Genomic DNA, 12,058 nt, shown 5'->3' with positions numbered 1-12,058 from the left:
TCTCACCGGGACTTCTTCTTGGCGTTGAGGTAGGTGTGGGCGCCGAAGGTGTACATGGTGAGGCCTAGGGCGGCCATGGCGATGATGACGGGCCAGTGCCATTGCGGTTCGAGGTGGAGGGCTAGGAACCAGGACTTGGTGTTGGTGTTGTTGGTGAGGAGGAAGATGGCGGGTACGACGGCTTGGGGGAAGAGGGGGATGGCGCCGAAGCCGAGGCAGTAGTTGGCCAATGTGCGGCGCCAGCGGGGGATGTGGTCGTACTGGGCGGTCTTCTTGGCTTGCTCGCTTGGTGAGCGGCCGTGGCGGAGGAGGGTGAGGAGTTCGGGGCCGCGCTGCTCGAGGCGGGTGGCTGCGAGTCGGCCCAGGTACCACCAGGCCAGTACGCCGGAGGCGACGCCGACTGCAACGCCCCACCACGACCACGCGAAGGCTGCGACGAGGGCTGGGCCGGCGGTGAGTGACACCAGGATGAGCATCACCCAGACGACGCCCATCGTCTCGCCCTCGTTCTCGCCTGAGTTGAGCGGATTGCCGGACCGCTTGTGCGCGTCAGTCGTCGGTACGGCGGCGAACACCGAGCAGGCGACGACCAGACCGGCCGCACCACCTAGGAGCGCCGGCAGCACGCTCAGTACGAGCGGCCATGCGCTGACGGACCCGGACCACCAGGTGAGAAGCAGTGTGATCAGCAGAGTCGGCGGACCGAACACCAGCAGGAATGCACGCTGACGGGCGCGGACATCGGGGCCGGCCGACCCGGGAGTCATCAGCGTTGTCCACAGCGCCGTACCGTCCGAGCCGTACAGGTTGGACGACATCGAGCCCGCCATCACGAGAGCGGCCGGACCGGCCCAAGGCAGCATGCCCTTCCAGCCGACTGCGAGCGGCATCAGGCAGAAGAAGAGTCCGTAGCAGATCGCGAACACCGCCCGGTGCCCGTAGAGCAGGTCACGCGTCCACGACCGGAGCTCCTTGGCCCCAGCGGCGTCCCGTGGACCCGTGGCCGTCAGCAACCGCCGTGGTTTGCGACCAGAGCGGGTGGCCGTGGTACGCCGTACCAGGAGAGCGGACCAGCCGACAAACATGACCACGGCGAGCAGCGCAAGACCAGCGAACGCCAGCAGCACCCGCAGCCAGTCACCACGCCCAGCGGCCTCCACCGCGACCAGGCCCCAGCCGGACGGAGCAATGCGCGCCGCACTGGCCATGGTGCCCTGCACGTCAGTGGAAACGAAGGCGACGATCAATGCCCACCCCTGCGCCGTGAACGCCAGGATGAACGCGTTGACCACAGCAGCGAGTACGGCGCCGGACCGCACCTGCAGGAGTACGCCGTACACCGCGACGGCCAGCCTGGACGCCAAGACGAAGCACAGGAGCTGCAGAGCGACAGCAGGCAGCGCGATCAGGGTTGCGGCGACGGACAGCTGAGCTCCGACGACCACCAGGCTGAGCAGTGCGAGCAGGCTGATCGCTGGAGCGACACCGGCGAGTGCGGCGGTGAGGAGTCCGGCGGACAGCGTGCGTGGGCTGAGCGGGAGCATGCTGAAGTACTCCGGCTTGAGCGTTTCGTCACCGCCACCGGCGAACAGCGGGCCGACGACCCAGCCGAGCATCCACACTGCCAGCGCGACGACGAGCAGGTCCGAATCACCCCGGGCAGCCACCCAGATGGTTCCGCCCGCGAGCACGAGGCCGACGAACGCGCCGGTGCCGATCCAGCTCACCCGGTTCTGGTCCTTCAGCGCGTGCCGGAACGCGGCCAGCCGCATCCGGACCAGCGTCTGCGAGGTCGCGTAGGTCAGGCCGAGAGCCACGACAGTCCCTCCGCACCGCGGGTCGAGGCGCCGACCAGTGACACGAACGCGTCCTCCAAGCTGCCGCCCGCCTGCACTTCGGAAACCGTGCCCGCGGCAACGACCTTGCCGTCGGCGACGACCGCGACCCGGTCGCACAGCTGCTCGACCAGCGCCATCACGTGACTCGACATCACCACCGAGCCGCCGCCGGCGATGAAGCGGTTGAGGATGGTCCGGATGGTCGCCGCCGACACCGGGTCGACCGCCTCGAACGGCTCGTCCAGCACCAGCAGCCGCGGCGCGTGCAGCAACGCGACAGCCAGGCCGAGCTTCTTCCGCATCCCGGTCGAGTAGCCGATCACCTGCTTGTCGTCCTCGTGGTCGAGTTCGAGCACCTCGAGGAGTTCCGTCGTACGGCGATCCACCTCGTCCGCCGGCAGTCCGCGGAGCAGGCCGAGGTAGGTGAGCACCTCACGGCCGGTCAGCCGCTCCGGCATCCCCAGTCCGTCCGGCAGGACGCCGACCAGCGCCTTCGCCTCGGTCGGCTGCGCCCAGACGTCGACGCCGAAGATCTTCGCCGTACCGGAATCCGGCCGCAGCAACCCGACTGCCATCGACAGTGAGGTCGTCTTGCCGGCGCCGTTCGGCCCGAGCATCCCGAAGAACGACCCCTTCGGCACCACGAGGCTCAGCTCGCCGACCGCCCGCTGCTCCCCGAACACCTTGGTCAACCCGACCAACTCGAACGCGTACTCCATGCCGGTAACTGTGGCACCCACCAAGCCACGCCGGCGTCCGCCCGCGGACCGACCCGCGGCGTCCGCCTCAGGTAGTGGTGCGGTCGAGGGAGCGGGGGTCGGTGACCGCTCGGGTGCGGTAGATGGCGCCCTTGCGGGCCGTGGCGCGCCAGGGGCGGGCGTGGGCGAGCGGGACCTTCTGGGCCGGGTCGTCGCGGTCGATGGTGGCGACGGTGAGCTCGGACTTGCCGGCGAGCTGGGCGGCGTACGTGCCGTCCGGGGCGATCAGGCCCGATGGCATCAGGTCGACGGTCTGGGCGGGCAGCGACATCGCGACCCAGTAGCAGTTGATCGCGGCGTACGCGCGGGCCTTCACCTCGAAGACCTCGTCGACCGGGTACGCCGACAGCAGCAGGCACTCGACGCCGAGCTGCTCGTACTGGCTGAACAGATGCGGGAAGTTGACCTCGACACAGATCATGCAGCCGAACCGGTAGCCGTCGACGTCGAACACGACCGGGTCGAAGCCGGGTGCGTAGAAGTGGTTGATCTCGGTGTTCGAGCAAAACCGCTTGTCGTACCGGTCGACCAGCTCGCCGGTGTCGGAGATCACGTACAGGCTGTTGTGCGGCCGGTGCGGCGGCGTCAGCGGGTGCGCGGAGCCGAGCACGACCCAGATCCTCAGCTCGGCGGCCAGCGCCATGATCTGCTCGAGCTCGTCACGGACCGCGTCCCAGTCGACCTGCGACCAGTCGGCGATCTGCTCCTTCGCGTACCCGCTCAGCATCCCTTCCGGGAACTGCACCAGCCGCACCCGCGCAGCCGCCGCCTTCCGCATCAGCGACCGCACAGTCTTCCCGTTCACGCGTACGTCCGCACCGATCACCGGCTGCGCAATCCCAACCCGAATCCCCGTCACCGCCCTACGGTCTCAGCCCCAACCGACAGAACCCCGGAGCGCCACGACCGGCCCGGCGGGGGTGATGGTGAACACACCCCGTAAATGCAAGAAGTCCCGGTCTTTGACCGGGACTTGCTGTGCGCGAGGGGGGAGTTGAACCCCCACGCCCTTTCGGGCACACGGACCTGAACCGTGCGCGTCTGCCTATTCCGCCACCCGCGCGCTTGGATGCGTCTGAGATTCTCGTCTGCAACCGAGAAGGAACAGTAGCACGGGTTGTGCGGAACGTTCGCATTGCGGGTTGGGTCGAACCTCCCGATACGATCGATCGTCGTACCCGGTGTGTCCGCCACGACCGGTGGACGCGGCGTACGGCGTGCCTGCTGAGGGCGCCGGACGGCAAGCACGATCGTTGGTCACAACCGGCGACCGAACCGTGGAGGAGGAGGCGTGCGACCGCTGCAGCGCTTCGAGCGACGTCTGGAGGGCATTGTGAGCGGTGTCTTCGCGCGTGCGTTCAAGGGCGACGTCGAGCCGATCGAGCTGGCGGCGGCGCTCAAGCGTGAGATCGACAACACCGCGCGGATCCTGTCCAGGGACCGCCGGCTGGTGCCGAACCACTTCACGATCGAGCTCGGCCCCGGTGACTACGAGAGGCTGAACGCCTACGGTCAGACGCTGAATCACGAGCTGGCGAACGAGCTCCGGGACCACGCGGACATCCAGCGGTACACGTTCTCCGGCCCGATCGAGATCCTGCTGACTCAACAGGACGACCTGCCGACGGGTAAGTTCCGTGTGGTCAGTGCGACGGTCGGGACCCAACGACCCCGTCCGCAGCCCCAGCCCTACCAGCAGGAGCCCTACGTGCCGCCGAACGACGGCCAGACGGTGATGCAGAGCGCCCCACCGCCCCAGCAACAGCCACCGGCCCGTCGCGGCCACCCGCAGGTGATGCTCGAGGTGAACGGCCGCCGCCGGCCGGTCAACCCGCCGGGTGTCGTGCTGGGCCGTGGCACCGACGCGGACATCCAGATCAACGACCCGGGTGTGTCCCGGCGGCACGCCGAGATCCGGCTGATGCCGGAGGGCCAGGGCGGCGTCCGCGTCGTACTGGTCGACCTGGGGTCCACCAACGGCACGCTGGTGAACGGCCGGCGGTCCACTGAGGCCGAGCTGGTCGACGGCTCGACCGTGCGAATCGGCAACACGACGATGACGCTGCGTCTGGCGGACGAGCCCTTCGCCCAGCCGCCGAGCAGCGGGTGGTGACTGACCTTCCATGTCGGAACTGACCCTGACCCTGATCAAACTGGGGTTCCTGGCCCTGTTGTGGATGTTCGTCCTCGCGGTGCTGTCCGTGATCAGGTCCGACCTGTTCGGAGCCAAGGTGGACAGCCGGGCCGCCGCGGCCGTCGTACCGCCGAGCAGCCGTACGCCGAAACCCGTCAAGCCGGTGAAGAAGCGCAAGGGCCTGCCCGGGTCGGTGTCGATCGCGGACGGGCCGCAGGCCGGGGTCGGCGCGACCCTGGTCGACGAGCCGGTGATCATCGGCCGCGGCTCGGACTGCCAGATCCGGCTGGACGACGACTACTCGTCCACCCGGCACGCCCGGCTGTTCCTCTCCGAGGGCCAGTGGTGGGTCGAGGACCTCGGCTCCACCAACGGCACGTACCTGGACGGCCAGCGGGTGACCCGCCCGGTGCCGGCCGAGATCGGCGGCTCGATCCGGATCGGCCGGACGACGCTGAACATCGCGAAGTAGGCCTGCCTCGATGACCCTGTCGCTCGACTACGCCGCACTGTCCGACGTCGGACGGGTGCGCCGCAACAACGAGGACTCGGCGTACGCCGGTCCGAACCTCCTGCTGCTCGCGGACGGAATGGGCGGCGCCGCAGCCGGTGAGGTGGCCAGCGCGGCGGCGGTCCAGGTGATCCGGAAGCTGGACAAGCCGGGGATCAGCGGCGAGGACATGATCGAGGCGCTGGCCGGTGCGGTGCACCGGGCGAACGAGCGGCTGTCCGAGCTGGTCGAGGAGGACCCCGAACGCGAGGGCATGGGCTCGACCGTCACCGCGCTGATGTTCGACGGGCAGCAGCTCGGGATGGCGCACCTCGGCGACTCCCGCGCGTACCGGATGCGCGACGGGCTGCTCTACCAGCTCAGCCACGACCACACGTTCGTGCAGTCGCTGGTGGACGAAGGCCGGATCTCCAAGGAGGAGGCCTTCACCCACCCGCACCGGAACCTGATCCTGCGCGTCCTCGACGGCCGGCCGGACTCCGACCCGGACCTGGAGATCCTCGACGTCCGCGCCGGTGACCGGTTGATGCTGTGCAGCGACGGCCTGCCCGACTACGTGAGCGACGAGGTGATCGCGGCCTCGATGGCCGGCGGTACGCCGGACTCCGTGGTGGTGGAGCTGATCACGCACGCCCTGGAGGCCGGGTCCAACGACAACGTGACGTGTGTCGTCGCGGACGTGGTCGAGACCCAGCCGTCGAGCGGGACCAACGCACAGCTGGTCGGCGCGGCCGCGGAGCTGGCTCAGGGTGGGACCGGTCGTGGCGAGCCGACGGTCGTCGTACCTGGTGGTCATGGGCACGGTGGTGGTCACGGTCACGGCGGGGCCCTCGACCCGGAGGAGCTGCGGTACGCGCCGCGGGCGCCGAAGCGGTTCCCGTGGCTGCGGCGGATCGCCGTCGTGGTTGTGCTCCTCGGCCTGATCCTCGGCGGTGGCTGGTTTGCATACAGCTGGACGCAGAACCAGTACTACGTCGGCACCGACGGCGACTACGTGGCGATCTTCAAGGGTATGGACGAGGACATCCCGGGGCTGACGCTGTCGAAGGTGTACGAGAAGCAGGCCTTGCAGGTGGACAAGCTGCCGACGTACAGCCGCGAGCAGGTGGAGAGCAACATCCAGGCCGACGACCTGCCCGGCGCCCGGACGATCGTCAGCGAGCTGCAGCGCGCCGCCGACGAGTGCGCCAAACCGAAGCCGACACCGACCCCAAAGCCGAGCACGCCGGTGCCCAGCAAACCGGTGACGAGTGCGCCGCCGGCGACGGTCAAGCCGCCGACCACCACTCCGACGACCTCACCGTCTCCCGGAGCGGTCAACCCCGACGACTGTGACGGCGTCCGATGAGTATCGCGTCGACGTCCGTCATCCAGATCATCCCGCGCAGCCGGCGCGGGGTGGAGTTGTTCCTGCTCATCATCGCGGTCATCGTCTCGGTCGGCGCGTACGTGAACATCGGCCTCACCGTCCAGGACACGATCCCGGCCAGCACCGGCCTGTACGCCGCCGGCATCGGCCTGCTCGCCCTGATCGCCCACCTCGCGCTGCGGTTCCGGGCGCCGTACGCCGACCCCGTGCTGCTGCCGTGCGCCGTCGTACTGAACGGGATCGGCGTCGCGATGATCCACCGGGTCGACCTCGGCCTGGCCGCGGCGGCCGAAGCGGCGGGGCGGGAGCCGCGGGCGGCGGCCGCACCGCAGCAGATCACCTGGACCGCGGTCGGCATCGTGCTGTTCCTGGCCGTCATCCTGCTGGTCCGGGACCACCGGCGGCTGCAGGCGTTCACCTACACCGCCGGCCTGGCCGGTCTGATCCTGCTGGTGCTGCCGCTGATCCCCGGGCTCGGTGTCGACATCAACGGCGCCCAGATCTGGGTCCGGTTCCTCGGGATGTCGTTCCAGCCCGGCGAGTTCGCGAAGCTCTGCCTGGTGGTGTTCTTCGCCGGCTACCTGGTGGTCAAACGGGACGTGCTGACGCTCGCCGGGCACCGGTTCCTCGGTCTCGACCTGCCGCGGGCGCGCGACCTCGGCCCGATCCTGATCGCCTGGGCGGTCAGCCTGGGCGTGCTGGTGTTCGAGAAGGACCTCGGCTCGTCGCTGCTGTTCTTCGGCCTGTTCCTGATCCTGCTGTACGTCTCCACCGAGCGGGCCGGCTGGCTGATCATCGGTGGCCTGCTGTTCGCCGGCGGCGCGGTGGTCGCGTCCCAACTGTTCGGCCACGTGCAGAAGCGCGTCGACGACTGGCTGCACCCGTTCAACGAGGTCGGCGGACAGGTCGCGACCGCGCTGATGGGGCAGGCCTGGGGCGGTGTGCTCGGCCGCGGGCTGGGCCAGGGCCGCCCGGAGCTGCTCGGCTTCTACGGCCAGAGCGACTTCATCATCTCCTCGTTCGGCGAGGAGCTCGGCCTGACCGGGCTGATGGCGATCATCCTGATCTACACGCTGATCGTGGAGCGCGGCCTGCGCACTGCGCTCGGTTGCCGGGACATCTTCGGCAAGCTGGTCGCGACCGGTCTGGCGATGTCGTTCGCCCTGCAGGTGTTCGTCATCGTGGGCGGCGTCACCGGCCTGATCCCGCTGACCGGTCTGGCCACGCCGTTCATGGCGTTGGGCGGTACGTCGCTGGTCGCCAACTGGGCGATCATCGCGCTGCTGCTGCGGATCAGCGACCAGGCCCGGCGACCGCAGACGCCGGCCGCTCCAGTGTCCGACGAAACGATCGCGATGGCGGTGCAGAAGCAGTGAACTCGGCGATCCGGCGACTGGCCATGGCGGCGATCATCCTGATGCTCGCGCTGATGGCGAACTCGACGTACCTGCAGGCCTTCCGGGCCGGCGAGCTGAACGGCCGCAACGACAACCGCCGGGTGCGCGACTCGCAGTTCTCGGTCGACCGCGGCCCGATCCTGATCGGCAGTACGCCGATCGCGCAGAGCAAGAAGTCGAACGACCGGTTCGAGTTCCAGCGCTCCTACGCCTCCGGCCCGGTCTACGCACCGGTGACGGGGTACTACTCCTACCTGTACGGCCGGTCCGGGATCGAGCTGACCCAGAACGCCGAGCTGAACGGCAGCGACCCGTCGATGGCGTTCCGCCGGGTGATCGACGTGATCACTAACCGCCGCCAGCAGGGCGCCAGCGTGACGCTGACGCTGAACGCCGCGGCCCAGCAGGCGGCGTACGACGGACTGGCCGGCAAGACCGGCGCGGTCGTGGCGCTCGAGCCCAAGACCGGCCGGGTGCTCGCGCTGGCGACGCGGCCGTCGTACAACCCGAACGATCTCGCCTCGCACGACCTGGACAAGGTCAGCGCGGCGTGGAAGAAGCTGAACGAGGCCGAGTCCAAGCCGATGTCGAACCGGGCGGTCAAGGAGCTCTACCCGCCGGGCTCGACGTTCAAGCTGGTGACCGCGGCCGCGGCGCTGTCCAGCGGCAAGTACACGCCGGAGACCAAGGTGCACTCGCCGGCCGAGCTGCCGCTGCCGCAGACCACCGTGCCGCTGGTGAACGAGAACGGCCAGAACTGCGGCGGCAGCGACAACGCGACGCTGACGATCGCGCTGCGCTACTCCTGCAACACCGCGTTCGGCACCATCGGCCTGGAACTGAAGGCCGACGCGCTGGCGGAGCAGGCGGCGAAGTTCGGCTTCGGCGAGCGCCAGCTGCCCGAGCTGGGCGCGGCCGCCAGCCAGTTCCCGGGCGACCCGAACGAGCCGCAGACCGCGCAGTCCGCGATCGGCCAGTTCGACGTCCGCGCCACCCCGCTGCAGATGGCGATGGTGTCGGCCGGGATCGCGAACCAGGGCGCGGTGATGAAGCCGTACCTGGTGCAGAACGTGAAGACGGCCGACCTGAAGACGGTCTCCGAGACCAAGCCGGAGGAGCTGCACCAGGCGGTCACGCCGGAGGTTGCGTCGCAGCTGACCCAGATGATGGTCGACGTGGTTGCGAACGGCACCGGCAGGCCGGGCCGGATCAACGGCGTCGAGGTGGCCGGCAAGACCGGTACGGCGCAGACGTCGAAGGAGCGCCCGCCGTTCGCCTGGTTCACCGCGTTCGCCCCGGCCAACGACCCGAAGATCGCGGTGGCCGTGATGATCGAGGACGCGAACATCGCGCGCAACGACATCGCCGGCGGCACCCTCGCGGCGCCGATCGCCAAGCAGGTGATGGAGGCGGTGCTGGGCCAATGACGACGATACGGAATGATGCCGTGACAGCGCGTCTTTCCAACGGGGATCCGCGAGTGGCGGCCGCTACCGTGGGCAAGTTGAGTGTGTTTCCGGACAGGTTGGAAGGCTGAGTCATGACATCGCAGGCACGTCTCGTCGGCGGCCGGTACGAAGAAGGCGAACCGCTCGGCCGCGGCGGCATGGCTGATGTGCGCAGGGGCGTCGACAACCGGCTCGGCCGGGCGGTCGCGATCAAGCGGCTGCGGGTCGACCTTGCCAGTGACGCGACTTTCCAAGCCCGGTTCCGGCGCGAGGCCCAGTCGGCCGCCTCGCTGAACCACCCGACCATCGTCTCGGTCTACGACACCGGCGAGGAGCCGGACCCGAACGGATCCGGCGTCACCATTCCGTACATCGTGATGGAGCTGGTGACCGGCAAGACGCTGCGGGACCTGATCCGCGAGGGTCGCAAGATCATGCCCGAGCGGGCGCTGGAGATCACCTCCGGCGTACTCGAGGCGCTCGACTACAGCCACCGGGCCGGCATCGTGCACCGCGACATCAAGCCCGGGAACGTGATGCTGACCCCGCAGGGTCAGGTCAAGGTGATGGACTTCGGCATCGCCCGGGCGGTCGCGGACACCTCGTCCACGATGACCCAGACCGCGGCCGTGATCGGCACCGCGCAGTACCTGTCCCCGGAGCAGGCCCGTGGTGAGACCGTCGACGCCCGCTCCGACCTGTACTCGACCGGCTGCCTGCTGTACGAGCTGCTGACCGGCCGGCCGCCGTTCGTCGGTGAGTCGCCGGTCTCGGTGGCCTACCAGCACGTCCGGGAGCAGGCGCTGCCGCCGTCGTCGTTCGACCCGGACATCCCGCCGGAGGTCGACGCGGTCGTCCTGAAGGCGCTGGCGAAGAACCGCGAGGAGCGGTACCAGAGCGCTTCCGAGATGCGGCAGGACATCCACCGCGTCCTCTCCGGCCAGCAGGTGACCGCGCCGATGGCGGCGGTCGCCGAGACCCGCGCGATGGCGAACTACTCGCCGACCGCGGCGACCCAGGCGTACCAGCAGCCCGGCGACGACGACCTGCTGCCGCCGGACGACGGCCTCGACGAGGCCCAGGCGGCCCGGGCCCGGCGCAACCGCGGCCTCGCCTACTTCCTGCTCGGCCTCGCGATCGTCGCGGTTGCCGTCGGCGCCTACGCCCTGTTCACCAACATGAACAAGGACAACGGCGGTGGGGCGACCCCGCCGACCAAGGTCCAGGTCCCGGACGTGAGCGGCAAGTCGGTCGCCGATGCGACCGCCGCACTGACCGATGCGGGCCTGAAGTTCGCCCAGGGCCCGTCCCAGACGAGTGACACGGTCGGGCGCGGCCTGGCGATCTCACAGACCCCGCAGCCCAGCACCGAGGCCGAGACGGGTTCAACCGTCACCGTGGTGTTCTCGGCGGGGCGGAGCGCGTTCCCGGTGCCGGATGTGATCGGCAAGTCGGAGTCGCAGGCCAGAAAGGCGCTGGAAGGCACCTCGGCGAATTTCAAGGTCAAGGAAGAGACCAAGACGGAGAACAGCGGCGAGAAGGAAGGCACCGTGCTGGCGGTGAGCCCGGACCCGAGCGGCGAGTACCCGTCCGGCACCGAGTTCACCCTGACGGTGTCCAGCGGCAAGGAGATGGTCGAGGTCCCGAACGTCGTCACGATGACGCAGGACGACGCGACCAAGACGCTGAAGGACCTCGGCTTCAAGGTCGGCTACGAGCAGGCCGAGGATCCGGGCAAGCCCGACCAGACTGTCCTCCAGCAGAGCGTGAAGGCGAACAGCCAGGCCGCGAAGGGCACCCTGGTCACCCTGACGATCAACAACCTGCCGGAGAACACCCCGCCGCCGACGGAGACCCCGAGCACCACACCGTCGGAGACACCCGGCGACCCGAACACGCCACCGATCACGATCGGCGGCTGAACCGAAGAAACCCCCCGCGCACTCCTTGAACGCGGGGGGTTTCTCGTTGGCTCAGCTGACGACGGGGGCCAGGCCGGCGGAGCGGGCGACCGCGTCGGGGTCGCCGCACATCGCCAGCCAGTTGGCGAGCATCCGGTGGCCGCCCTCGGTGAGCACGGACTCCGGGTGGAACTGGACGCCCTCGACCGGGAGGTCGCGGTGCCGGGCCGCCATGATCACGCCGGCCTCGGTCCGGGCCGTCACCTGCAGCTCGTCCGGGACGCTGTCCTGGGCGATCGCCAGCGAGTGGTAGCGGGTCGCGGTGAACGGCGACGGCAGTCCGGCGAGCACGCCGGCGCCCTCGTGGAACACCTGGCTGGTCTTGCCGTGCAGCAACTCGTCGGCCCGGCCGACCACCCCGCCGTACGCGACGCCGATCGCCTGCAGGCCCAGGCAGACGCCGAAGATCGGGACCTCGCCGCCCTTCTCCCGGACGATGTCCACGCACGCGCCGGCCTCTTCCGGCGTACCGGGACCGGGGGACAGCAGGACACCGTCGTACGACGTGACGTCGTCAGGAGTGACCTCGTCGTTGCGCAGCACAGTGGTCTCGGCCTGCAGTTGCTGGAGGTACTGCACCAGGTTGTAGACGAAGGAGTCGTAGTTGTCGACGACAAGGATCCGCGGCATGCGAACCATTGT

Annotated in this window: 10 protein-coding genes and 1 tRNA gene; 6 read left to right on the top strand and 5 right to left on the bottom strand. The window is 69.3% G+C overall.

Going from position 1 to position 12,058, the window contains the following annotated elements:
- Positions 1-2: 2 nt before the first annotated feature.
- The 4 genes from ACIBL3_RS03375 to ACIBL3_RS03360 form a co-directional block, all read right to left on the bottom strand.
- Positions 3-1,817, bottom strand: coding sequence for a hypothetical protein (locus tag ACIBL3_RS03375; RefSeq protein ID WP_396351542.1), 1,815 nt, complete (start codon positions 1,815-1,817; stop codon positions 3-5).
- Positions 1,802-2,557 carry an ABC transporter ATP-binding protein gene (locus ACIBL3_RS03370; RefSeq protein ID WP_396351541.1) on the bottom strand — a complete coding sequence of 252 codons (756 nt, stop codon included), beginning with the start codon at positions 2,555-2,557 and terminating at the stop codon, positions 1,802-1,804. The genes ACIBL3_RS03375 and ACIBL3_RS03370 overlap by 16 nt, the downstream gene beginning before the upstream one ends.
- A 67-nt stretch (positions 2,558-2,624) precedes the next feature.
- Positions 2,625-3,455, bottom strand: a complete 831-nt coding sequence (locus tag ACIBL3_RS03365; protein ID WP_396351540.1) for a carbon-nitrogen hydrolase family protein — start codon at positions 3,453-3,455, stop codon at positions 2,625-2,627.
- 120 nt (positions 3,456-3,575) lie between these two features.
- Positions 3,576-3,659, bottom strand: a tRNA-Leu gene (locus tag ACIBL3_RS03360).
- Positions 3,660-3,887: 228 nt separating this feature from the next.
- On the opposite strand from ACIBL3_RS03360, the gene ACIBL3_RS03355 reads away from it, so the two are divergent.
- The 6 genes from ACIBL3_RS03355 (at position 3,888) to pknB (ending at position 11,377) form a co-directional block, all read left to right on the top strand.
- Positions 3,888-4,709 (top strand): FhaA domain-containing protein, encoded by an 822-nt coding sequence (locus tag ACIBL3_RS03355; protein ID WP_396351539.1) that lies wholly within the window; start codon positions 3,888-3,890, stop codon positions 4,707-4,709.
- A 10-nt stretch (positions 4,710-4,719) separates the two neighbouring features.
- Positions 4,720-5,202, top strand: a complete 483-nt coding sequence (locus tag ACIBL3_RS03350) for an FHA domain-containing protein (RefSeq protein ID WP_396351538.1) — start codon at positions 4,720-4,722, stop codon at positions 5,200-5,202.
- 10 nt (positions 5,203-5,212) lie between these two features.
- Complete coding sequence (locus ACIBL3_RS03345; protein WP_396351537.1) at positions 5,213-6,589, top strand: PP2C family protein-serine/threonine phosphatase; 1,377 nt, start codon at positions 5,213-5,215, stop codon at positions 6,587-6,589.
- A complete protein-coding gene (locus ACIBL3_RS03340) occupies positions 6,586-7,986 on the top strand; it encodes an FtsW/RodA/SpoVE family cell cycle protein (protein WP_396351536.1) in 1,401 nt (466 codons plus the stop codon). Before ACIBL3_RS03345 ends, ACIBL3_RS03340 begins: the two co-directional genes overlap by 4 nt.
- Positions 7,983-9,434, top strand: coding sequence for a peptidoglycan D,D-transpeptidase FtsI family protein (locus ACIBL3_RS03335; protein WP_396351535.1), 1,452 nt, complete (start codon positions 7,983-7,985; stop codon positions 9,432-9,434). Before ACIBL3_RS03340 ends, ACIBL3_RS03335 begins: the two co-directional genes overlap by 4 nt.
- 113 nt (positions 9,435-9,547) lie before the next feature.
- Complete coding sequence (gene pknB / locus ACIBL3_RS03330) at positions 9,548-11,377, top strand: Stk1 family PASTA domain-containing Ser/Thr kinase (protein WP_396351534.1); 1,830 nt, start codon at positions 9,548-9,550, stop codon at positions 11,375-11,377.
- Between the two features lie 51 nt (positions 11,378-11,428).
- On the opposite strand, the gene ACIBL3_RS03325 is transcribed toward pknB, so the two are convergent.
- A complete protein-coding gene (locus ACIBL3_RS03325; RefSeq protein ID WP_396351533.1) occupies positions 11,429-12,046 on the bottom strand; it encodes an aminodeoxychorismate/anthranilate synthase component II in 618 nt (205 codons plus the stop codon).
- Positions 12,047-12,058 lie beyond the last annotated feature (12 nt).

The sequence above is a fragment of the Kribbella sp. NPDC050124 genome (assembly GCF_044460355.1).
Classification (GTDB): Bacteria; Actinomycetota; Actinomycetes; order Propionibacteriales; family Kribbellaceae; genus Kribbella.
Note: the sequence above shows the minus strand (reverse complement) of the source record. Positions and strands in the feature narration are given on the sequence as shown.

Coding starts and splice junctions, on each gene's coding strand:
- ACIBL3_RS03325 (WP_396351533.1), bottom strand. CDS start 12,046: ATGCCGCGGATCCTTGTCGTCGACAACTACGACTCCTTCGTCTACAAC.
- ACIBL3_RS03350 (WP_396351538.1), top strand. CDS start 4,720: ATGTCGGAACTGACCCTGACCCTGATCAAACTGGGGTTCCTGGCCCTG.
- ACIBL3_RS03370 (WP_396351541.1), bottom strand. CDS start 2,557: ATGGAGTACGCGTTCGAGTTGGTCGGGTTGACCAAGGTGTTCGGGGAG.
- ACIBL3_RS03345 (WP_396351537.1), top strand. CDS start 5,213: ATGACCCTGTCGCTCGACTACGCCGCACTGTCCGACGTCGGACGGGTG.
- ACIBL3_RS03340 (WP_396351536.1), top strand. CDS start 6,586: ATGAGTATCGCGTCGACGTCCGTCATCCAGATCATCCCGCGCAGCCGG.
- pknB (WP_396351534.1), top strand. CDS start 9,548: ATGACATCGCAGGCACGTCTCGTCGGCGGCCGGTACGAAGAAGGCGAA.